This window comes from Nocardia otitidiscaviarum (assembly GCF_007362295.1).
GTDB classification, from domain to species: domain Bacteria; phylum Actinomycetota; class Actinomycetes; order Mycobacteriales; family Mycobacteriaceae; genus Nocardia; species Nocardia otitidiscaviarum.
This window is the reverse complement of record NZ_CP041695.1, coordinates 4,683,095-4,704,922: the sequence shown is the minus strand read 5'-3', so window position 1 is coordinate 4,704,922 and position 21,828 is coordinate 4,683,095. Positions and strand designations below refer to the sequence as shown.

Annotated in this window: 11 protein-coding genes; 2 read left to right on the top strand and 9 right to left on the bottom strand. The window is 70.7% G+C overall.

Annotation, left to right across the window (positions count from 1 at the left end; all coding sequences use genetic code 11):
* From FOH10_RS20980 to FOH10_RS20960, 5 genes are all read right to left on the bottom strand, one after another.
* Window positions 1-810: an ABC-2 transporter permease gene (locus tag FOH10_RS20980; RefSeq protein ID WP_244961306.1), complete on the bottom strand. Its 810-nt coding sequence runs from the start codon at window positions 808-810 to the stop codon at window positions 1-3.
* Complete coding sequence (locus tag FOH10_RS20975) at window positions 807-1,781, bottom strand: ATP-binding cassette domain-containing protein (RefSeq protein ID WP_143982025.1); 975 nt, start codon at window positions 1,779-1,781, stop codon at window positions 807-809. The genes FOH10_RS20980 and FOH10_RS20975 overlap by 4 nt, the downstream gene beginning before the upstream one ends.
* Window positions 1,778-15,019, bottom strand: a complete 13,242-nt coding sequence (locus tag FOH10_RS20970; RefSeq protein WP_143982024.1) for a non-ribosomal peptide synthetase — start codon at window positions 15,017-15,019, stop codon at window positions 1,778-1,780. Before FOH10_RS20970 ends, FOH10_RS20975 begins: the two co-directional genes overlap by 4 nt.
* Before the next feature lie 33 nt (window positions 15,020-15,052).
* Complete coding sequence (locus tag FOH10_RS20965; RefSeq protein WP_143982023.1) at window positions 15,053-15,517, bottom strand: AMP-binding protein; 465 nt, start codon at window positions 15,515-15,517, stop codon at window positions 15,053-15,055.
* A 165-nt stretch (window positions 15,518-15,682) separates the two neighbouring features.
* Window positions 15,683-16,552 (bottom strand): helix-turn-helix domain-containing protein, encoded by an 870-nt coding sequence (locus FOH10_RS20960; protein ID WP_143982022.1) that lies wholly within the window; start codon window positions 16,550-16,552, stop codon window positions 15,683-15,685.
* A 264-nt stretch (window positions 16,553-16,816) separates the two neighbouring features.
* On the opposite strand from FOH10_RS20960, the gene FOH10_RS20955 reads away from it, so the two are divergent.
* On the top strand, window positions 16,817-17,176 hold the full coding sequence (locus FOH10_RS20955) for a DUF4254 domain-containing protein (protein ID WP_039816306.1): 360 nt from the start codon (window positions 16,817-16,819) through the stop codon (window positions 17,174-17,176).
* 322 nt (window positions 17,177-17,498) lie between these two features.
* Complete coding sequence (locus FOH10_RS20950) at window positions 17,499-17,870, top strand: hypothetical protein (protein WP_143982021.1); 372 nt, start codon at window positions 17,499-17,501, stop codon at window positions 17,868-17,870.
* A 13-nt stretch (window positions 17,871-17,883) separates the two neighbouring features.
* Here the strand turns inward: FOH10_RS20950 and FOH10_RS20945 are convergent, their stop codons facing one another.
* The 4 genes from FOH10_RS20945 to FOH10_RS20930 are packed head-to-tail and all read right to left on the bottom strand — an operon-like array spanning window position 17,884 to window position 21,768.
* Window positions 17,884-18,681 carry an ABC transporter permease gene (locus FOH10_RS20945; RefSeq protein WP_143982020.1) on the bottom strand — a complete coding sequence of 266 codons (798 nt, stop codon included), beginning with the start codon at window positions 18,679-18,681 and terminating at the stop codon, window positions 17,884-17,886.
* A gap of 1 nt (window position 18,682) precedes the next feature.
* On the bottom strand, window positions 18,683-19,573 hold the full coding sequence (locus FOH10_RS20940) for a 2-aminoethylphosphonate ABC transporter permease subunit (RefSeq protein WP_143982019.1): 891 nt from the start codon (window positions 19,571-19,573) through the stop codon (window positions 18,683-18,685).
* Complete coding sequence (locus FOH10_RS20935; protein ID WP_143982018.1) at window positions 19,570-20,754, bottom strand: ABC transporter ATP-binding protein; 1,185 nt, start codon at window positions 20,752-20,754, stop codon at window positions 19,570-19,572. Before FOH10_RS20935 ends, FOH10_RS20940 begins: the two co-directional genes overlap by 4 nt.
* Window positions 20,755-20,784: 30 nt before the next feature.
* Complete coding sequence (locus tag FOH10_RS20930; protein ID WP_143984232.1) at window positions 20,785-21,768, bottom strand: 2-aminoethylphosphonate ABC transporter substrate-binding protein; 984 nt, start codon at window positions 21,766-21,768, stop codon at window positions 20,785-20,787.
* Window positions 21,769-21,828 lie beyond the last annotated feature (60 nt).

The window sequence follows — 21,828 nt, the reverse complement described above, 5'->3', positions numbered from 1 at the left end:
TCACGACCTCCGCGTGTTGAGCCGAACGGTGAAGACGAGCGAGACCGCGATGATGGCCAGCGCCCACAGCAGCGGCGGACCCATGACCGACCAGGTCACCGCACCGGCATTGCCCAGGCTGTCACCGCCGAGGGCGCGCAGCCCGTACGCCCACTGCGAGACCGGCTGATTGCGCACGAACGGTTCCACCCAGTCCGGGAACTGGTCGGCCGGGGCCAGACCGGTGGAGAGCATGCCGAGAATCAGCGGCGGCAGCACCAGCAGCTGGGTGGTGGCCTCGGGACTCTTGGCCGCGGTGCCGATGACATCCGCGCCGAAGCAGAAGGCGATGCCGATGAGCAGGCCCAGCGCCAGGAAGCCGACCGTGTGCAGCGGCCCGCCGTGGAAACGGAAGCCGATGGCATGGGTCGCGATCAGCGCCGCGGTCAGGGCGACGAGCAGGCGGAAGATATTGCCGGACATGCGTGCCGCGGTGGGCACCAGCGGGTGCATGGGCATGGCGTCGAAGCGCCGGTCGAGTCCGGACACCGCGTCGGTGGCGGCGCGGAAGGCGGCCGAGATGGCGGCGAAGGATCCGGCCTGCAGGATCACGATCGGTGCCATGAACTGTGCGTAGCTGCTGAATCCGGTGCCCGCGAAGGACATCAGCCGGTTGAGCGGAATATAGAAGCTGATGGTGAACACGATCGGCGCGAACACCATGTTCAGGATGTCGCCGCTCTTGACGGCGGGCACGATGAGCCGCACGCTCAGCACCCACCACTGCTGGAGGGTGGCGGGGGTGGCGCGGACGCTGCTGACGGCGGTCACGATCGGGCCTCCGCGGTGTCGGCCTCGGCGAGATGTCCGGTGAGATTGAGGAATACGTCGTCGAGTGAGGGGCGGCGCAGCGCGATGTCCACCAGTTCGATGCCCGCGCCGTCGAGCCGGCGCAGCGCCTCGGCGAGGGTTTTCGCGCCGTCCGGGGCCGGAATGGCCAGTCGGTCCGAATCACCGGTCAGGGCTTGGCGACTCGACGCGGGCACCAGGCTGTCGAGTGCGTTGACAATGGCCGCGAGATCCTCCATGCGCAGCGGCACGATCTCGCAGTAGCTGCCGCCGGTGCGGGATTTGAGTTCGTCGGCGGTGCCGTCGGCGATGACCACGCCGTGGTCGATGACGATGATGCGGTCGCAGAGGGCGTCGGCCTCCTCCAGGTACTGCGTGGTGAGCAGTGTGGTGATGCCGTGTTTGCGGAAGCCGCCGACGAGATCCCAGACCCCTTGGCGGCTGCGGGGATCCAGTCCGGTGGTGGGTTCGTCGAGGAAGACCACCTCGGGCCGCACCACCAGCCCGCAGGCGATGTCGATGCGCCGGCGCATACCGCCGGAGTAGGTGCCGACGCGGCGACCGGCGGCCGCGGTGAGGTCGAATTCGCCGATCAGTTCGTCGGCGCGGGCGCGGGCGGCGCGTTTGCGCAAGCCCATGAGCCGCCCGAACATGACCAGGTTCTCGTAGCCGGTGAGGGCGTCGTCCAGGGCGGCGAACTGTCCGGTCAGCATGATGCCCCGGCGCACGGCGGCGGCCTCGGCCACCACATCGTGTCCGGCGACCACGGCCCGTCCGGCATCGGGGGCGATGAGGGTGGACAGGATGTTCACCGTGGTGGTCTTGCCCGCGCCATTGGGTCCGAGGATGCCGAGCACCTCGCCGGGCGCGGCCTCGAAGTCGATGCCGCGCAGGGCCCGGACGCTGCCGAACGATTTCTCGACGCCTTCGACGACGACTCCGCCGCTGCTCATGGCCTGCCTCCCAAATGTCGGTCGAGGACGCGGGCGACGGTCGCCAACGCTTCCGGGGTGGTGAGTTCGTCGTGGCTGACCTCGATGTCCACGCGGGTGATGTCGCCGGTGATGTGCGGTCGCCAGCCGTCGGGTCCGAAGATCTCCGAGGTGTCCACGGTGGCGTGGAAATACAGTGCGTCGCCGTGGAATACGGGTCGCCGGTAGCCGGTGCGGGTGCGGGCGGAGGCATTGTAGGAGGCCGCCATGCGTTCCAGGGTGGCGGCGTCGACCAGGTTCACCCCGCCCATGCGGTCGCGGATCAGCTCCGCCGCCTGTTCGGCGCTGGCCTCGGCCGGGATATCGGTCATGCCGAAGACGTGGCCGAAGGTGGCGATGAACGCTCCGGCGCTGAGTTTTTCGATGCTGTCGCCGTCGATATCGGCGGTGTCGGCGTCGAGCAGGGCCAGTACGCCGAGTTCCGCGCCCTCCTGCTGGAGGCGGGTGGCGACGGCGTGCGCGATGAGTCCACCGAAGGACCAGCCGAGCAGGTGGTACGGACCCTCCGGTTGCAGACGGCGGATCTCGCGCACATAGCGGCGCGCGAAGTCGTCGATGTCGGCGGCGGCGGGCTCCCCGGACAGGTCGGGGGCCTGGAGTCCGTAGATGGGTCGCCCGGGGGTCAGGGCGTCGGCCAGCCCGAGGTAGGTCCAGGCGATACCCGAGGACGGGTGGATGCAGAACAGCGCCGGTTCGGTGCCGCCGGGCCGGATCGGCAGCACCACGTCGAGTCCCAGCCCCGGCGTCGAATCGGGTTGGGCGGCAGTGGCTTCGGCCGTGCGGTCGGCGAGATAGCGCGCCTCGTCGGCTGCCGCCTGCCGGGCCGCCGGGGTGTCGGCGAAGGTCGCGGCGGCCGTGAGCGCTTCGCTCCACAGCCGTGCCAGCGTCGTCACTTCATCGCCGCGCAGCAGCGTTTCGGGATAGGAGAAGCTGGCCTGCAACCGGTCGTCGACCACCACCGCATTGATCTCGACCTCGGCCGTGACCGCGACGCCCGGGTCCTCGGTGGCGTGCAGGTCCCCGAATTCGTCGGTGGGCAGCCAGCCGAGACCCTCCAGCCCGGCCGGGATATCCGCGGCGGCGTAGCGGCCCAGGTAGTTGAAACCGATGCGGCCGGGCACCCGCTGCGGAAGGTGCTGTGCGGTATCGGCATTCAGGTAGCGCAGCAGGCCGTAGCCCATGCCCTTGTCGGGCGCGGCCAGCAACTGGTGCTTGACCGCGCGAATGGCCGCGCCCATGGCGGGACCCCCGGTGAGGGCGTCGTCGATATCGATGCCCGGCAGATCCAGCCGCAGCGGGTAGAGACTGGTGAACCAGCCGATGGTGCGGGACAGATCCGCGCCCGGCACGATCTCCTGCTGCCGCCCGTGGCCTTCCATACGGATGAGGACGGACTGCTCCGGCGCGGCCGGTTCGGCGGTGTGTTCGGCAGCGGGTTCACCGGAACGCCACCGCAGCACCGCCAGCGTCAGGGTGGCGAGCAGCGCGTCCTCCACGCCGCCGTCGAACAGTCCGGGCAGGGTGGTGAGCAGGGCGGTGGTGGTCGGTTCCGGCAGTTCGATCTCGACCGTGCGCACGCTGTCCACACGATCGACGGCCGGGTCGAGTTCACGTCCACCCAGCGGCGGGTCGGGGGTGGCGGCGACGGCGCGCCAGTGGTCGAGTTCGGCGACCCGGTCGCCGCTGCGGGCCTCCTCGGCGAGTGCGTGCGCCCAGCGGCGCATGGAGGTGCCCGGTTCGGCCAGCACGGGGGTGGCCCCGCCCGATATCTGCGCCCAGGCCGCCATCAGGTCGGGGACCAGAATGCGCCAGGACACGCCGTCGATCACGAGGTGGTGGGCGACCACGATGAGTCGTCCCGCCCGTTCCGGAGCCTCGGGGTCCAGCCAGACCAGTTGCAGCACGCGGCCCGCCGCCGGGTCGAGCCGGTCGAGGGCGGCATCCACCTCGGTGACCGCGTATTCGCGCAGCTCGACCGAATCGGCGGCGGCGCCGAACTCGATGCGGTGCACCAGCGCGTCGACATCGACCGCGCCCGGCTCGCGGGTGGACAGCCGCCAGTCGTCCCCGTCGCGTTCCAGTCGCGCCCGCAGCATGTCGTGGCGGTCCACCGCGGCCGATACCGTGGCGACGAGCTGTGTCCGGGTGATGCCGACCGGCAGTTCCAGCACGGCGGTCTGGGCGAAGCGGTGGAAACTGCCGCCGCGGTCGGTCATCCACCGCACGATCGGGTTGAGCGGCATGTCGCCGACTCCGCCGCCGGGCAGCTCGGCCAGTACGACCGCCGTGTCGGCGGCGTCGGCGATCTCGGCCAGCGCGGCCACGGTGCGGTGTTCGAACACTTGCAGCGGGGTGAGTTCCAGGCCGTGCAGCCGGGCCCGCGACACCAGTTGGATGGCGAGGATGCTGTCACCGCCGAGGGCGAAGAACGAATCGTGCACGCCGACCCGTTCCCGGCCCAGCAGTTCGGCCACGATCCCGGCCAGCGCCGCCTCGGTGGGCGTGCCGGGTGCTCGGTACTCCGTTTCGGCCTCGAACACCGGGGGCGGCAGGGCTTTTCGGTCGAGCTTGCCGACGGCGGTGAGCGGCACGTGGTCGAGGAGGACGAAGGCCGAGGGCACCATGTAGCCGGGCAGGGCGTCGGCGGCGTGTGCGCGCAGCGCGGCCACATCGAGGTCCGCGCCCGGGGTGGGCAGGAGGTAGGCGGCCAGGGCGGTGGCCCCGCCGGGACCCGGAACACCCAGTGTCACCGCGAATTCCACACCCGTGGCACGTCCCAGTACGGTGTCGATCTCGCCGAGTTCGATGCGCTGGCCGCGCACCTTCACCTGGAAGTCGGTGCGGCCCAGATACTCCAGCCGCGGCGCGGCGGCGGAGCCGACCCAGCGCACCAGATCGCCGGTCCGGTACAGGCGGTCACCCGGCGCGCCGTACGGGTCGGCCACGAACCGCTGCGCGGTCAGCCCGGGCCGGGCGTGATAGCCGCGCGCCAGGGCCGGCCCGGCGAGATACAGCTCACCGGCCACCCCGAGCGGCACCGGGCGCAGCCGGTCGTCGAGCACCAGGGTGCCCGCGCCGCGGATCGGTCGGCCGATGGTGACCGGAGCGTCCACCCGCAGCGGTTCGGAAGCCGTTGCCCAGATGGTGAATTCGGTCGGACCGTACAGGTTCACCAGGGTGCGTCCGGGACCCCAGCGCTCCACCAGTTCGGCGCTGATCGCCTCCCCGGCCACGGCCAGCACCCGCACCGTCGTCACCGCCTCCGGGTCCATGGTGGCCAGCGCGGACGGCGTGATCACCAGGTGGGTCACCCGTTCGGCGGCGATGAGTTCGGCCAGCGCCGTCCCGCCGAAGGTCTCCGGGGCGGCGACCACCGCGGCGCCGCCGAATCCGAAGGCCATCAGCGCCTCGAAGGCGGAGGCGTCGAAACTCGGTGAGGCCACCTGGAGCACGCGGGCGTGCTCGTCCAGGTCGAGCAGTTCACGCTGAGCGGCCACCAGGTCCGCGATCCCGCGGTGTGAGACCGAGACGCCCTTCGGGGTGCCGGTCGAGCCCGAGGTGTAGATGAGCCAGGCGGGATTGTCGGGATGCGTGGCCGCGAGGTATTCGCCCCCGTTCGGGGTGGGGTCGTCGGTCGGGGCGTCCAGCAGCAGCCAGGTGGTGGCGGCGGGCAACAGCGGCCGGTGCGCGGTGGTGGTGAGGCCGAGCGCGCACCCGGAGTCGGCGAGCATGTGCTCGATGCGGTCCACGGGGTGGCGCGGATCGACGGGCAGGAACGCCGCCCCGGTCTTGGCGGTGGCCCAGAGCGCGGTGAGCAGTGCCGCACCGCGTGACAGCGCCAGTGCGACAACCTTTTCCGGACCGGCTCCGCGTTCGGCGAGCCGGGCGGCCAATGCGTCGGAGGCGGCGTTCAGCTCCGCGTAGGTGAGCGTGCGGCCGTCGGCGACGACGGCCGGTCGGTCCGGGTGCGCCGCGGCGGTCGCCACGAGAATCTGTGCGAGGGAGGTGATTCCGACGGTTCGCGGGCCGCGCACCGGCACCAGGGCCGCGCGTTCGGTGTCGTCGAGCAGATCGATGTCCGACAGCCGGATGTCCGGGTCGGCGACGACGGCGGCCAGCACCCGCCGCCAGCGCGACACCAGCAGGGCGGCGGTGGCCGCGTCGAACAGATCGGTGGCGTAGGTCAGCGTGCCGTCGATTCCGGCCGGTTCACCCTCCGCCCTTCGTTCCAGCAACTCGACGGTGAGGTCGAACTGCGAGCCGTCGCGCCGCACCGGTTCGACGGCGACGGTGAGGCCGGGGAATTCCAGTTCCGGCGCGGTGAAGTTCTGCACCGACAGCGATACCTGGAACACCGGTGCGTGCGCCGTGGACCGCGCGGGCGCCAGCACCTGGACGAGGCGTTCGAACGGCACGTCGGCGTGGGCGAAGGCATCGAGATCGGTGTCGCGCACCCCGGTGAGGAAATCCCGGAAGCCGCTGTCCGCGTCCACCCGGGTCCGCAGCGCGACCGTGTTCACGAACATGCCGACGAGTTCGTCGAGGGCCGCCTCCCCGCGACCGGCGACGGCGGTGCCGATCACCACATCGGCGGTTCCGGCCAGTCGGGCCAGCAGCACCGCCAACGCGGCGTGCACCACCATGAACAGGCTGGTCTCGGTCGTGCCCGCCAGCGCCGCGAGCGCGGTGTGCGTTTCGGTGTCCAGGATGAACGGCAGGTCCCGGCTGCGCATGCTCTGCACCGCCGGTCGCGGGCGGTCGGCGGGCAACTCCAGCACATCCGGAATCCCGGCCAGCCGCTCACGCCAGTAGCCGAGCTGGTGGCTGGCCAGCGACTGCGGATCGTCCTCCGCGCCGAGCAGATCCCGTTGCCACAGCGCGTAATCGGCGTACTGCACGCGCGGGGTGGGCAGCGCGGCGTCCGCGCCGGAGATCCGGGACAGGTAGGCGGTCACCAGGTCGGCGGCCAGCGGGGCCATGGACGCGCCGTCCGCGCTGATGTGGTGTACGACCAGGACGACGACGTGTGCGGTCGGCACCCGGAACAGGCCCACCCGCACGGGGGCCTCGCGGATCAGATCGAATCCGGTCCCGGCGAGTTCGGCGATCCGATCCCGCAGCGGCGCACCGTCTTCGGTCTCGACCACGGTCAGCTCGGGTGCGGCGCTGTCCACGGTCACCACCACCTGACGCGGTCCGTCGGCGTCGGCCGGATAGATGGTGCGCAGCGTCTCGTGCCGTCCGATCACATCGTGCACGGCCGCGCGCAGCGCCGAGACGTCCAGTTCCCCGGTCAGCCGCAGCGGTGCGACGATGTTGTAGGCCGCCGAGTCGGGATCGAGGCGGTTGAGCACCCACATGCGCTGTTGGGCGGGGGAGAGCGGCACCCGGTCCGGCCGCAGTCGCGGGGCCAGGGCGGGGCGGTCGGGTGCGGTGCCCGCGGCCGGGACGACGCGCGCCGACAGCCGCGCCACCGTCGGCGCGTCGAACAGATCCCGCAGCGCCACCGTGGATCCCAGCGCCGCGTTGACCCGCGCCACCACCCGGGTGGCGCTGAGCGAATTGCCGCCGAGTTCGAAGAAGGAACGGTCGATGCTCACGCGGTCGGCGCCCAGCACCTCCGCGAAGACGGCCGCCACCGCGGTCTCCACCGAGGTGCGCGGGGCCAGATACCGCTGTGCGAGTGTCGCGAAATCCGGTGTCGGCAGGGCGTTTCGGTCCAGCTTGCCCACCGGGGTGAGCGGGACGTCGTCGAGTTCGACGAGGTAGCTCGGCACCATGTAGCCGGGCAGCGCCGCCGCGATGCGGGTGCGCAGCCCCTCCGTGTCCAGCTCCCGCTCGAGCTCGGGCGCGGCCACCACGTACGACACCAGCACGGTGTCACCGGTCGGCCCCGGAAGTCCCACGGTGGCCGCGTATTCCACCTGCTCGTCGGCGGCCAGCACCGCGTCGATCTCACCGAGTTCGATGCGCAGCCCGCGAATCTTCACCTGGAAATCGCTGCGCCCCAAGTACTCCAGCTCCAGGGCCGGACCCTGCGGCCCCTTGACCTCGATCCAGCGCACCATATCGCCGGTGCGGTACATGCGCACCCCGGGGGCGCCGTACGGATTGGCCACGAATCGCGAGGCGGTGAGCGCGAAGCGGTTGAAGTAGCCGCGCGCCAGCTGCGGGCCCGACAGATACAGTTCACCGGTGATACCGAGGGGCACCGGACGCAGCCAGCTGTCGAGCACCATGGCCCCCGCCCCGAGCACCGGCGCGCCGATGGTGATCTGCTCCCCGGCCCGCAGTTCGCCCGGACCGGTCGCCCACACGCTGAATTCGGTGGGCCCGTAGAGGTTCACCATGCGCCGGTCGGCCGACCAGGCCGCCACCAGCTCCGGGCCGACCGCCTCGCCCGCCACCGACAGGCAGCGCAGTGCGGGCAGCTCGCGCGGATCCATGGTGGCCAGCACCGACGGGGTGATGACGGCGTGGGTGACGCCTTCGGTGCGCAGCAGCCGCTCCAGTTCGCCGCCGCCGTACACCTCCGGCGGCGACAGCACCAGCCGCCCGCCCATACCGTGCGCCATGAGCAGTTCGTGCACGGAGGCGTCGAAGCTGGGCGAGGCCACCTGGAGGGCGCTCGCCGTTTCGTCGAGATCCAGGGAGTGCCGCTGGGTGGCGACGAGATTCGCCAGACCCCGGTGGCTCAGCAGCACCGCCTTGGGCTTGCCGGTGGAGCCGGAGGTGTAGATGAGGTACGCGGTCTGGTCCAGGGTGATGGGTCCGCCGCGTTCGGCGTCGGTGACGGGCGCGTCGGAGACCGTCATGGCGCGGCGGATGGTGTTGAGATCGTCGAGCAGCAGCCAGTCGATGGAACCGGGCAGGGTTTCGCCGACCGCGCACACCGTCACGCCGATGGGGGCGCGGGAGTCGGTGAGGATGTGTTCGATGCGTTCCACCGGATAGTTGGGGTCCAGCGGCAGGAACGCCGCGCCGGTCTTGGCCAGCGCCCACACCGCCACCACGGATTCCACCGAGCGGGTCAGCGCCAGCACCACGAAGACCTCGCGGCCCACGCCCCGGCGCAGCAGCACCCGGGCGAACCGGTTGGACCACGCGTCCAGGTCGCGGTAGGTCATGGTGAGGCTGCCCGCGCTCACCGCGACGCCGTCCGGGTCGACGCGTGCGCCCGCGGCGAGGATGTCCGGCAGGGTGCGCATGGGCACCGGATCGCCGCCGCGCACCGGCAGCAGCGCCCGGCGTTCGGCGGCATCGCAGTGCTGGAGCTGGGCGATGCGGCGGTGCGGGTGGGTGGCGATCTGGTCGAGCAGGGCGACGAAGCGGTCGAGCAGCCGCCCCGCCTCGGCCTCGGGCAGCTGGTCGGCCAGGTATTTCACGCAGACGCGCAGGGATTCGGAGCCGTCGCGGTCGCGCTGCGGAATCACCATGAGGTTCAGCGGATACGGCGTGGCATCGGTGCCGGATACGTCCAGGATGCGCATGCCCGCGATATCCAGTGCCCGCGAGAGAGTTTCGCGGTCGATGGGATAGGACTCGAAGACGGTGAGGGTGTCGAACAGTTCGGGCAGCCCGACCGCCTGGTGCAGGGCGGCCAGCCCGATGTGCTGGTGGTCCAGCAGTCGCGCCTGTTCGTCCTGCACGCGCGCCAGCAGATCGGCCACCCGCTCGGCCGGGTCGAGTCGCACCCGCACCGGCAGCGTGTTGATGAACAGTCCGATCATGTCCTCGACGCCGCTCAGCTGCGGGGGACGCCCGGAGACGGTGCCGCCGAACACCACGTCGGTGCGGCCGGTGAGCATGGCGAGCAGCAGCGCCCAGGCGGCCTGGACGGCGGTGTTCACCGTGGCCCCGGCGGCGCGGACGGTGTCCTCCAGCCGGGTCAGCGCCCGCGCGTCGATATCCGCCGCTACCGTGCCGGATTCGGTGGAGGCGATATCCGCGAGGGTGGGCACCGCGCGGGTCGGCCCGTCCACTCCCGCGAGCGCCTCCCGCCAGGCGGCCAGTGAGGCGTCGTCGTCCTGTTCGGCCAGCCAGCCCAGGAAGTCGCGATAGGAGTGCGGCGTGGGCAGCCCGGCCTGCTGCCCGGTGGCGGTGGCGAGGTATCCGGCGAGCAGTTCGCGCACCAGCAGCGGGGTCGACCAGCCGTCCAGGATCAGGTGGTGGTTGGTCATGAGCAGCGTGTACGCCTCGGCGCCGGTGCGCACCAGGGTGAAGCGCAGCAGCGGCGGGCGGGTCAGGTCGAAACGAGTGCCGGCGTCCACCTCGACGATGCGCTCGAGTTCGCGTGGGCGATCGGTCGACTCCGGAAGCTGGGTGAGATCCATTTCCTGCCAGGCGATCTCGGCGGAGCCGAGTACCAGCTGCCGGGGCCCGTCCGGGGTTTCGACGAAGGCGACGCGCAGCACGTCGTGCCGGTCCAGCAGCGTCTGGGCGGCGGCGCGCAGGGCGGGCGCGTCCACCCGGCCCGCCAGCGACAGCCGGGTCTGCACCGTGTAGCCGTCGGCGGTGTCGTTGTCGTAGCGGGCGTGGAACAGCAGCCCGTACTGCAGCGGTGACAGCGGCCAGATATCGGTGAGCGCGGGGTAGTCGCGCTCCCACCCGTCGATCCGGTCCTGGGGCACCTCGACCAGCGGGAAGTCCGAGGGGCTGTGCCCGCCCGCCCCGGTGCCGCGGGCGTGCGCGGTGAGCGCCGCCAGCGCCTGCGACCACAGGTCCGCGAGTTCGCGCACCTGGGCGTCGGTGAGGATGCGCGCGGCGTAGGCCCAGGTGACCTCCAGCCCGGCCGCGGTGTGCAGGGCATTGACATCGACCACGGCGGCCAACGGCGCGTGATCGTCCTGAGTGGCGGTGAAACGTCGTGGCAGCCAAGCGCCTTCGCCACCGGCTCCGGTGCGGCCCAGGTAGTTGAAGCTCAGGTGCGGGGTGGGTGCGTCCGCGAGCGCGGTCGCCGTCTCCGGGGTGAGGTAGCGCAGCATGCCGAAGCCGACACCCTTGTCCGGTATGGTGCGCAGCCGCTCCTTCACGGCCTTGAGCGCCGCGCCCGCCGCGGGTCCGCCGTCGAACGCCTCGGCGATATCGATCGCGCCGAGTTCCAGGGCCACCGGGTAGACGCTGGTGAACCAGCCCACCGTGCGGGAGATGTCCGCGCCGGGCAGGATGACATCCTCCCGCCCGTGCCCCTCCAGGGTGAGCAGCGTATCGGTGCGGTCGCGCCAGCGCGCCCAGGCCAGCGCGAGCGCGGTGAGCAGGGCGTCGTCCACGCCGCAGTGGAAGCGCTCCGGTATGAGTTCCAATGCGGTGGAGGCGGTTTCGGTGTCGACGACGGTGACGACCTGCCCCATGGTCGCGGTCGTGTCGAATTCGAGATCGAGCGCCCGCAACCCCAACTCGCCCTGCGGCGTCGCCGCCATCCGCTGCCACAGCGGCAGTTCCCCGACCCGCTCGGCGGCATGCTCCACCTGCCCGTGCGCCCACCGCCGGAACGAGGTGCCGACCGCCTGCAACGGCACCCCCGCGTACGCCAGCGCCAGATCCGGCAGCAGAATCCGCCAGGACACCCCGTCGACCACCAGATGATGCAGCACCATCCACAGCCGCGGCGCGTCCTCGGCCCGCTCCATGACCACGAACCGCGCCACCGTCCCGGCCGCCGGATCGAGCAGATCGGCGGCCCGCCGCAACGCGGCTTGCTCGTCGTCGGCCTCGGAGTCGGAGTCGGAGTCGGCGGCGACGGTGACGTACTCGACGAGCGCCGCGGCCTCCACCGTCCCGGGCGGCTCCACCAGCCACTCCCACCCGTTCGCCCGGTCCGTTGCCGCCGCGTCGTCGCTCGCGCGGTGAATCAGGGTGCTGCGCAACAGGTCGTGGTGGTCCACCAGGGTGTGGATCGCCGCGGCCAGGCGGGCGCGGTCGAGGTCGGCGGGCAGGTCGATCAGGGCGGCCTGGGCGAAGCGCGGCCAGGTGTCGCCCTGCTCGAGCATGGCGTGCACGATCGGGGTGAGGGGGATCGGGCCGGTGCCGCCGCCGGGGAGTTCGCGCACCTGGAGTGCGGTGACGTCGGTGGCGGCGGCGGCCAGGGCGGCGACGGTCTTGTGCTCGAACACATCCCGGGCTCGCAGCCCCAGACCAGCGGCCTTGGCGCGGGCCACCAGCTGGATGGCGACGATGCTGTCGCCGCCGAGGGCGAAGAAGTTGTCGTCCGCGCCGACCTCGTCCAGTCCGAGCACATCGGCGAAGACGGCGGCGAGGGCGCGCTCACGTGGCGTGTCCGGGGCGCGGCCGGCGCGGGCGCGGGTGCCGAAATCGGGTGCGGGCAGCGCCTTCCGGTCCACCTTGCCCGCCGGGGTGAGCGGCAGGCTGTCCAGCACCATCACCGCCGTCGGCACCATGTAGCCGGGAAGGTGTTGCGCGACGGTGGCTTTCACCGCCTCCGGATCGACCGCCGCGGCGGGGTCGGCGCGGACGTAGGACACCAGCGCCGTCGCTCCGGCCGGGGTGTTCGCGCCGACCGTCACCACCATTTCGACGCCGGGATGCCGCGCCACCGCCGCATCCACCTCGCCCAGTTCGATGCGGAATCCGCGCACCTTCACCTGGGTGTCGCCGCGCCCGGCGTACTCCAGGCTCCACGTTCCGGCGACCGCACGCCAGCGCACCAGATCGCCGGTGCGGTACATGCGTTCACCCGTCGTGAAGGGATTCGCCACGAATCGTTCCGCGGTCAGGCCGATGCGCTGGTGATAGCCGCGCGCCAGACCCGGGCCGCCGAGGTACAGCTCACCGGTCGACCCGGGCGGCACCGGCCGCAGCCAGGGATCCAGCACCACCGCGGTGACACCGCGCGCGGGTCCGCCGATGGTGATCGGGTCACCGGCGGCCAGGGGTGCGCTCAGGGTGGCGGTCACCGTCGTCTCGGTCGGCCCGTACCCGTTGAGCACCCGGCGTCCGGCCCAGCGGGCGACCAGTTCCGGCGGACACGCCTCACCGCCGACCACCACCGTGCGCACCCGGGGCAGCGTCTCCGGTTCGAGTGAACCCGCCACCACCGGGGTCACATTCAGATGGGTGACCTCGTGCGCGCGCAGTACCCGCGCCAACTCCTCACCCGCGTAGGCGGCGGGCGGCACCACGGCCACGGTCGCGCCCGCCGCGAAGGCGACGAGCAGTTCCTCCACGGAGATGTCGAAGCTCGGCGACACCGCGTGCGCCATCACCGCGCCCGCGCCCACACCGAAGGCAGCGCCGGAGCCGGTGGCCAGATTCGCCAGACCGCGATGGGTCACGCCGACACCCTTGGGCAGCCCGGTGGAACCGGAGGTGTAGATGAGGTAGACCAGCTGGTCGATGCGCAGCGGCGAGCGCCGGTCGGCATCGGTCACCGGCGTGAAATCCGCTGCGGCGAGGGCGGATTCGGTGTCCGCGTGGTCCAGCACCAGCCAGCGCACCCGCTCGGGCAGCCCCGCGCGCGCAGCGGCGACGGTCACCCCGGCCACCACGCCGCTGTCGGCGAGCATGTGCTCGATGCGGTCGACGGGATAGTCCGGGTCGACGGGCACGAACGCGGCCCCGGTCAGCGCCACCGCCCACATGGCCAGCACCGACTCCGCCGAGCGCGGAATCGACACCGCCACGGCGCGTTCGGGTTCCGCCCCGGCGGCGATGAGCACCCGGGCCAGCCGCCGGGTGTACTCGCTCACCTCGCGATAGGTGAGCACGGTGTCGTGGGCGCGCAATGCCACGGCCGCGGGATCGAGCGCCGCCCCGGCCTCGAGCAGCTCCGGCAGCGTGCGGGCAGCGGTCCCGGCCGGTCCGCGCGCGGGGACGAGTTCGCGCTCGTCGTCGGCCAGCACGGTGAGCGCCGCCAGCCGCGTATCCGGTCCGGCGGCCAGGAACGAGTGCAGGTAGGCCAGGAACCGCCCGTGCAGCGACACCAGCTCGGCCTCGTCGTAGCGGTTCGGGTTGGCCTGGAAGTCGATGTGGGTGCTCTCGCCGCCGACCCCGGGGTAGACGTTGACGAACAGATCCTCGATGAGCCCGGAGGTGAGCACGTGCAGCCGCCCGGTCACACCGCCGAGCCGGATGCGGCTGTCCACCAGCATGAGATTGACCGTCGGCCCGAACGAGCCCACCTCGTCCATGGACCAGCCGAGGTCGCGGACGATGTCCTCCTGCCGGTACCGCTGCCGCCGCAGCGCCGCCGTCAGCTCGCTCCGGGTGGCGCGAATCAGCTCGTCCACGGTGCGGGTGGGTGACTGCCGCAGCCGCAGCGGCACCACATTGGCCATCATGCCGCCGGAGCGGCGCAGCGTGGCGGTGGTGCGTCCGGAGACCGGCAGGCTGAGCACGATCTCCGGCGCACCGGTCAGCGCTCCCAGGAAGGCCGAGAAGGCGGCGACGATGACGGGTGCGGCGCTGGTGGACAGCCGGGCCACCAGCTCGTCGAGCAGGGCGGCGGTATCCGCGGGCAGGGCGCGGCTGAGCAGCCGCGGATGGGCGTCCACCGCATCGCTGTGACGACCCAGCCGCACCGGTTCGGCCAGCCCCGTCAGATGCTCCCGCCAGTACTCGCGGTCGGCGGCGATGCGGTCCGAATTCCGGTACGCCGCATCGGCGTCCACGATCCCGCGCAGATCCTCGGCCCGGCCGGGCGGGATCTCGCGCCCCGCCGCGGCGGCGTTGTAGATGTCGCCGGTGCGCTGCAGCATGGTGAGCGCGCCGACGCCGTCGAGCGCGATGTGGTGGAAGCGCGAGTACCAGAACCAGCGGTCCTCGCCCAGCCGCAGCATGGTGACCTGGCAGAGCCGGTCGCGCAGCGGGTCCAGCGGCGCGGTGTACTCCGCGCGCATCCAGGCGTGCGCGGCCGCCTCCGGGTCGGGCGCCGAACGCAGGTCGACCGTGTCGATGGCGTCGTCGAGCGTGGTGTCGACGACCTGGTAGGGCAGGTCGTCGAGTTCGAGCAACCGCAGATAGCCGGTGCCGAACTCCTGACCCGCCCGGCGGGCCGCCGCCGCCAGCAGTGCCACGTCCACCGCGCCGACGAACTCGACGTACTGGGCGATGGAGACGGGCGTGTCACCGGCGAGGTGCTGGGCGAACCAGATGCCGCGCTGTGCGGCGGACAGCGGGAAGGGCGCGGCCGGACCGGTGGCGGCGCCGACCGGGGCGGGGGACAGGGCGGAACTCGAAACCATGAACAGTCCTGCGTGCTGGTGAGATATGACGGCTCAGGACGCCTTCCTCGCCGTCTGTCGTTCCGCGTCGGTGATCGGCGCGTCGGAACCGGTCAGGTACTGCACCAGCGTGGAGCGCTCGTCCAGCACCAGCCAGCGGGTGGTGTCGGCCGTGCGCGGCTTGCCCTCCTTGGTGGTCACGCCGAAATCGGCGCGGGTGGAGGAGGTTTCGGTGCCGAGCGGGACCGGGGTGGCACCCGTCTTGGTAATGGCCAGACGTGCGACCACCGATTCGAGTCGCGGGGTTCCCGCGATGGCGACCCGGGTGCCGGGGCGGGCTCCGAGCCGCAGCAGCATCCGCGCCAGGCGGTTGGACCAGCGCTCCAGCTCGCCGTAGGAGAGCGCGCAGTCGGCCGCCGTCACCGCGATGGCAGCCGGGTCGAGCGCGGCGGCGACCGGCTCGGTCGCGCCCGGGCGGAGAGCGACCAGTGTTGCGGACGAATCGACCGGCTTGCACATGAATATCATCCCCTCGGATGTGGTGATCTGTGGCGCTGTTGGGATGTATTCAGACTCGCGGTCGGCGAGTTCATCCGACAGCAACCTCAGTGCGGGGGATCACCTCTCCGAGGGTGCGGGAATCCTCACCCAAGGTGTATTGATCACCCGGGGGAATCGGTGCGTCTACGTGGACTGGCGCAGCTCCTCGATGACCTGGTTGATCACTTCCTCGGAGTTGCGCGGGCTCAGCGCCATGGCGCGCAGCTGATCGAACATCACCCCGTAGCGGCGCACCTCGCTGTGGCCCTCGATGATCTCGTCGCTGGCGATGCCCTCTACGTACACCAGTTCCGGGTCGGCGGGGTTCTGGAAGTCCAGCACCACGAAGGATCCGGACATGCCGGGATGCGCGCCCGCGTCGAAGGGCAGCAGTTGCAAGATGACATTGCGTTGCGCGGCGTCGTTGAGCAGTCGCTGCAACTGCCCGATCATGACCTCCGGTCCGCCGACCATGCGGCGAATCACGGCCTCGTCCAGCACCACCCAGAGTTCGAGGGGCTCCTCCTTGGTGAGCACCTTGGCGCGTTCCACCCGGGCCCGCACCCGCTGACTGCGCACCTCGTCGGAGATCTTGGGCCAGGAGGTCTGCATGACGGCGTCGGCGTACTCCTCGGTCTGTAGCAGTCCGGGGATATAGCTGGCCTGGAAGAAGCGGGCGGACAGGGCCTCCGCCTCGAAGTTGATGTACGCGCCGTACACCTCGCCGACGGCGGCCTCGAAGGGCCGTGCCATACCGGGCTTCAGCGCGTCGGTCAGCAACTGCAAGGCATCTGAACGCTGCGGCTCGCCGATGCCGTACAGATCGAGCATGGCCGTCAGGGTGCGGCGCTGCGGGCGCGCCTGGGCGGTCTCGATCCGATACAGGGTGGTGACATTGATACCGGTACGGCTGCTGACCTCTTCCTTGCTGAGTCCGGAGTTCTCGCGCAGCTCGCCCAGCATCGCCGCGAGTCTGCGCAAACGGACGGTCAACACGGTGCGCTTGCCTGCCATGTCCAACCCTTTCGCCTAGCGCACGAGTTAGAACGCAGTATTGCGTTCTTGCATTTGTAAGAGCATGATCCAGCTAGCCTAGTTCTTGTACGACCGATCCGATGAGCGGTACAGCTGAATCCGGAGACCAATCATGTTGGTGCGAATAGTGATGTTGTCGGGAACGTTCTGGGAGTCGCGATGACCATGTCCATAGCCGGCGGGCTGCCGACCGCCCCGCAATTGCTCTGCGCCTTCCAGGGCCGGCGTTTCCAGGACCGGGTTCTGCTCCGGTCGGCGCACGCGCTCGCGGAACTGCACGAACGCCGCGCGCAAGTGGCCGACCCGCTCCTTGCCGCCGAGATCGATTGTCGGCGCGGCGAACTCGTTGACGATATCAACGAATGGGTGGAACGGGAACTGCCGCAGCATCGCAACGGCGCCGCCCTGCACACCGAGAGTCTGGGCGCGGTGGTGGACCGGATGGCCCGGAGCTGGGTGGAGGCCAACCAGGTCATCGACCACGAGGGCGCGGCCAGCGACAATACCCATAAACACTGGTATCACCTCGCCGAACTCGTTGACGGCTACACTGATCTCGTAATCGACGTGGCCGGAGGCCGTCGCCGTTTACCTGAGCAGTGACTCCCGAAATGCGTTGACACGATTGATTGCATTGCTACAGAGCCATTGTCGTCAGCGGAGACGTCAATAGAGCGGTCTATCCGACCAATAGCTCGCTCGAAACGTTGGACGTCGCCCGCCACAAGACGGCGGGCGCAACGGGGCGCCCCGCCCGGCGTGCCGCGTGGTCGACTGGCGCGGCACGCCCGTACCCGATATCGCGTTGCAATACCCCATATCGCTGTGTTTTTCGGCAAGGCGGCTACCGCAATTGCTCACCGCATAACTACACACCATTCGGTTTCTTATGAATGGATTCATCGGTGCTCGCGAATGGAGTTCGATGGTGAACGAAGCTGATTCGACTGCTGCGGCATTCCGCGGGCAGGCCGCGGCCGGGGCGTTTCGCATGGATACGGACGCGGCGCGGGGATGCGCCGCGAACTTCCTGCGATTCGCGGCGGCGGTGGAACCGCAGCGGTCCCGGGCGGCGCGCACGCACCGCCTCACCGGCTTCGGCGGCTTCGATTCGGCCCGGCAGTTGCGGTGCGGATTCGAGCACAAGGGCGTCGAACTGAGTCGCTCACTGTCGGAGCTGCGCGATGCCGCGGTACGGATGGCGGAGGTGTATCTCCTCGCCGGCGGCCTCATCGAGGAAGCCGATCAATTGCCCGTCGATGCCCTCCGCGCGCTCGCGGAGGGCATCGACGGGTGAACGCGGGGCCCGTTCACCGCAGCGCGGCGCGGCCGCGCAGGCGGCCCAGCACCACCAGCGCGATCAAGGTGACCAGTACCAGTAGCGTGGTGCTGGCGGCGGCGTCGAAGACCTCACCGCGATCGGTGGCCGCGAAGATGGTGACCGGCAGCGTTTTCCAGGTGGCCGGGTAGACCATGATCGTCGCGCCGAGTTCGCCCATGGACAGTGCGATCGACAGTCCCGCCGCCGCGCCGAGCGCGGGCAGCAGCAGCGGCAGGGTGATCCGGAACAGCACCCGGACCGGCCCCGCCCCCAACGATTCGGCGGCCTGCCGGTATCCGGGGTCCAGCCGATCCAGGGCGGCGCTGACGCCGCTGAAGGCGTAGGCCAGCACCAGCACCGTATGGGCCAGGACGACAATCCATTTGGTGCCGCCCAGCAGCAGTGGACGTTCGTTGAAGGCGATCAGGACGCCGAGGCCGATGGCCACCGACGGCACCGCCACCGGCACGTGGAAGACGGCATCGGTGATGCGGCGCAACCATTCCGGTGTTTCCCGGGCGGCCAGCGCCGCCCAGGTGCCCAGGACCAGCGCGGCCGCACCGGCCAACAGCGCGGTCTGCAGGCTCACCGACAGACTGGCCGCCTGCTCCCCGGACAGTGCCCGACCGACATTGCCGAAGCCGAGATCCGAGGGCAGCGGTCCGGTCCAGCGTCCCGCCAGCCCCGCCGCCACCACCGTGGCGATGGGCGCGATGAACACCACCGTCACCACCACCGCGAAGACGGCGAGTACGGCGGCGCGCCCGCGCCGGGTCCACACCAGCATGTCAGCGCTCCTTCCGAGTCCCGGTGAGCCGGGCGAAGATCAGGCGATAGCCGAGGTAGAGGCTCAGCGACAGCAGTACCTGCACGCTGGCCAGCACCGCCGCGCCGGGCAGGTCGAAGGTGACGATGCCCCGGGTGTAGATGAGCGCGGGCAGGGTGATGACGCCCTTGGCCCCGGTGAAGAGCACGATGCCGAATTCGTTGAGCGTCAACAGCAGAACGAGGCTGCCGCCCGCGGCCAAGGCGGGCCAGGCCTCCGGCAGCACCACCCGCCACAGCACCCGCCACGGCGACGCCCCCAGGCTCGAAGCCACATCCAGCTGTTCGCGCGGCAGTTGGGCGAAGGCGGCCAGCAGCGGGCGCACGACGAACGGGGTGAAGAAGGTGACCTCGGCGGCGATCACACCCAGCGGGGTGGTGAGGAAGTTCAGCGCCGGTTCGCCGCGGCCGGTGAGTTCACCGATGAGCGCGTTCACCGCGCCCGCCGTGCCGTAGAGGAAGGTGAAGGCCAGCGTCACCAGGAAGGAGGGCAGGGTGAGCACGGTGTCGATGAGGCGGCCCACCAGACCCGATCCCGGAAACGGCACGAAGGCCAGCACGATCGCGAGGAAGGTACCCAGCACCAGGCAGCCCAGGGTGGAGCACGCCGCGATGGATACGGTGCGCCACAACGCGTTCCGGAACGACTCCGAGCCCAGCACCGTGGTCCAGGTCTCGGTGCCGCGGCCCGCGTCGGTCCGGGTCGACTCCAACAGCACCCGGCCGATCGGATAGACGGCGATACACAACACGACCAGCACCGGCGGCAGTGTCCAGAGCAGCGGCGCGAGCGAACGGCGCGGGCCGGGTGGGGTGGTGGCGGGGGCGGCGGGTGCGGTGCGGGTCGCGATCACGCCCGCACCTCGGATTCGTCCGCCGCGGCGGCGGTTCCGATCCCGGGCGGAATCAGCACGCCGGCCGGATCGGGGAACTTCACGCCCACGACATCGCCGATCTCCAACTCCGCGTGGCCGGGCACATCGGCGGTGAGCTCACCGGGCAGACCGGTGACGTCCAGGTGCAGCCGGGTCGACGCGCCCCGCCACACCGTGCCGGTCACGCTGGCGCGCAGGACGTCCTTCTCGGTGAGCGGCCGAATCGAGACGGTGTGCGGCCGGACGCACAGGTGCGCATCGGCATTCGGCACCCAGTCGGGCCGCCCCACCCCCGGCGCGGGAACCTCCGCGCGCAGCGTGTGCTCGCCGACGGTGACCAGCGCGGCGGTGCCGGTGACGTGATTGACGGTGCAGGGCAGCAGATTCGCGCCGCCCAGGAAGGCGGCGGTGAAATCGGTGGGCGGCCGCTGCCACAGCTTCCGGGCGCTGTCGATATCGACCAGGCGGGCATCGCGCATGACGGCGATCCGGTCCGCCAGCGCCAGCGCCTCGGATTGGTCGTGGGTGACATACAGCATGGCGGTGTCCGGCAGGGCTTTACGCAACTGCTGGAGCTCACCGAGCATGGACTGCCGCAACTGCGCGTCCAGGGCCGCGAGCGGTTCGTCGAGCAGCAGCACCTTGGGGCGGATGGCGAGCGCGCGGGCGATGGCCACCCGCTGCTGCTGTCCGCCGGACAGTTCCCGCGGCAGCCGCTCCGCGTACCCGCCCATGCCCACCATGGTCAGCGCCTCGGCGACGCGTGCGCCGATCTCCCTGCGCGGCACCCGATGTGAGCGCAGTCCGAAGGCCACGTTCTCACGCACCCGCATATGCGGGAACAGCGCGTAGGACTGCACCACCACCCCGATGCCGCGTCGGGCGGGGGAGAGCTGGGTGACGTCGCTGCCCGACAAGCGCACCGCACCCGAGGTGGGCCGGACGAAGCCGGCCAGCGCCTTGAGCGCGGTGGACTTGCCGGAACCGCTGGGCCCGAGCAGCGCGACCGTTTCCCCCGCGGCGACGCGGAGCGTGAAATCGGCCAGTGCGACAGTGCTTTTCCGGCCGCGGCCGTAGGTGACGCCGACCCGGTCGAATACGATGGCCGGCTCGGCGGTCGCGGCGTCGGTCGCCCTGGATGTCGTCAACGCGGTGGTCATGAGTGCGCTCCTCGGGGGTGGGGCGGATTCCTACTGGCCGGTGGCCTGCTGGTAGGCGGCGAGGTCGGCGTCGAGATCGGTCAGCACCTGCGCCCAGTCCGGGTAGATGATCTGGACGTTCTGCAGCAGCACCGCCGGATTGGTCGCGCCGCCGGAGGACATGACGCCACGCAGTTCCTGGCGGGCCGGAATGGCGAAGGAGTTGGGCAGCGCCTGCTGCGCCTCGGCGGAGAGCAGGAACTCCATGAGCTGCTTGGCCTCGGCCTGGTGCGGCGCGCCCTTGGCCAGGCCCATCAGATACGGCACCGGTACGGTGCTGGCCTTGCCGTCGGCGTTCGCCGGGAAGAACACCGTGAACTTGGAGCCCTTCTCCTTGATATTGGCCATATTCATCTGGATGTCGCCGTTGGCGATGAGGATCTCGCCCTTGTCGACCTTGGCCTGGAGCTTGCCGGTGGAGGAGGAGGGACCGACATTGTTCTCCTGGAGCTTGGCCAGGTAGTCGAGCGCGCCCTGCTTGCCGTAGAGCTGCTGCAGCAGGATCAGCACCGCGGTGCCGTCACCGGCCTGGCCCGGGGTGGAGTACTGGATCTTGCCCCGGTACTCCTGCTTCAGCAGGTCGTCCCAGGTCATCCCGGCGACATTGACCGAGGGGTTGGCGATGAAGCAAAGGTAGTTGCCCGCCATCATGACGTACTTGCCATTCGGGTCCTTGTCCGAGTCGGCGACGGCGCTGGTGTCGATGCCGCTGGGCTCGAGCAGACCGGACTTGTCGGCCTTCTGCATGAACGGCGGCAGCGTGACCAGCACATCGGCCTGCGGGTTGGACTGCTCCTTCTCCACCCGGTTGACGACCTCACCGGAACCGGCTTCCACCAGGTTCACCGCGATGCCGGTCTGCTCCTTGAACTTGTCGAACTGGGTCTTGTACCACTCGCCGACGCCGTCGGCGGAGTAGACGGTCACCGTCTTGCCGTCGGCGGATTCGGTGCCGGTGCCGCCGCAGGCGGTCATGCCGAAGACGACGGCGGTGGCGGAGGTGAGGATCAACGCCGTCCTGGCGAGGGAGCGTGC

Coding starts and splice junctions, on each gene's coding strand:
- FOH10_RS20965 (WP_143982023.1), bottom strand. CDS start 15,517: ATGTGCAAGCCGGTCGATTCGTCCGCAACACTGGTCGCTCTCCGCCCG.
- FOH10_RS20935 (WP_143982018.1), bottom strand. CDS start 20,754: ATGACCACCGCGTTGACGACATCCAGGGCGACCGACGCCGCGACCGCC.
- FOH10_RS20930 (WP_143984232.1), bottom strand. CDS start 21,768: ATGACCGCCTGCGGCGGCACCGGCACCGAATCCGCCGACGGCAAGACG.
- FOH10_RS20975 (WP_143982025.1), bottom strand. CDS start 1,781: ATGAGCAGCGGCGGAGTCGTCGTCGAAGGCGTCGAGAAATCGTTCGGC.
- FOH10_RS20960 (WP_143982022.1), bottom strand. CDS start 16,552: ATGGCAGGCAAGCGCACCGTGTTGACCGTCCGTTTGCGCAGACTCGCG.
- FOH10_RS20950 (WP_143982021.1), top strand. CDS start 17,499: ATGGTGAACGAAGCTGATTCGACTGCTGCGGCATTCCGCGGGCAGGCC.
- FOH10_RS20945 (WP_143982020.1), bottom strand. CDS start 18,681: ATGCTGGTGTGGACCCGGCGCGGGCGCGCCGCCGTACTCGCCGTCTTC.
- FOH10_RS20970 (WP_143982024.1), bottom strand. CDS start 15,019: ATGGTTTCGAGTTCCGCCCTGTCCCCCGCCCCGGTCGGCGCCGCCACC.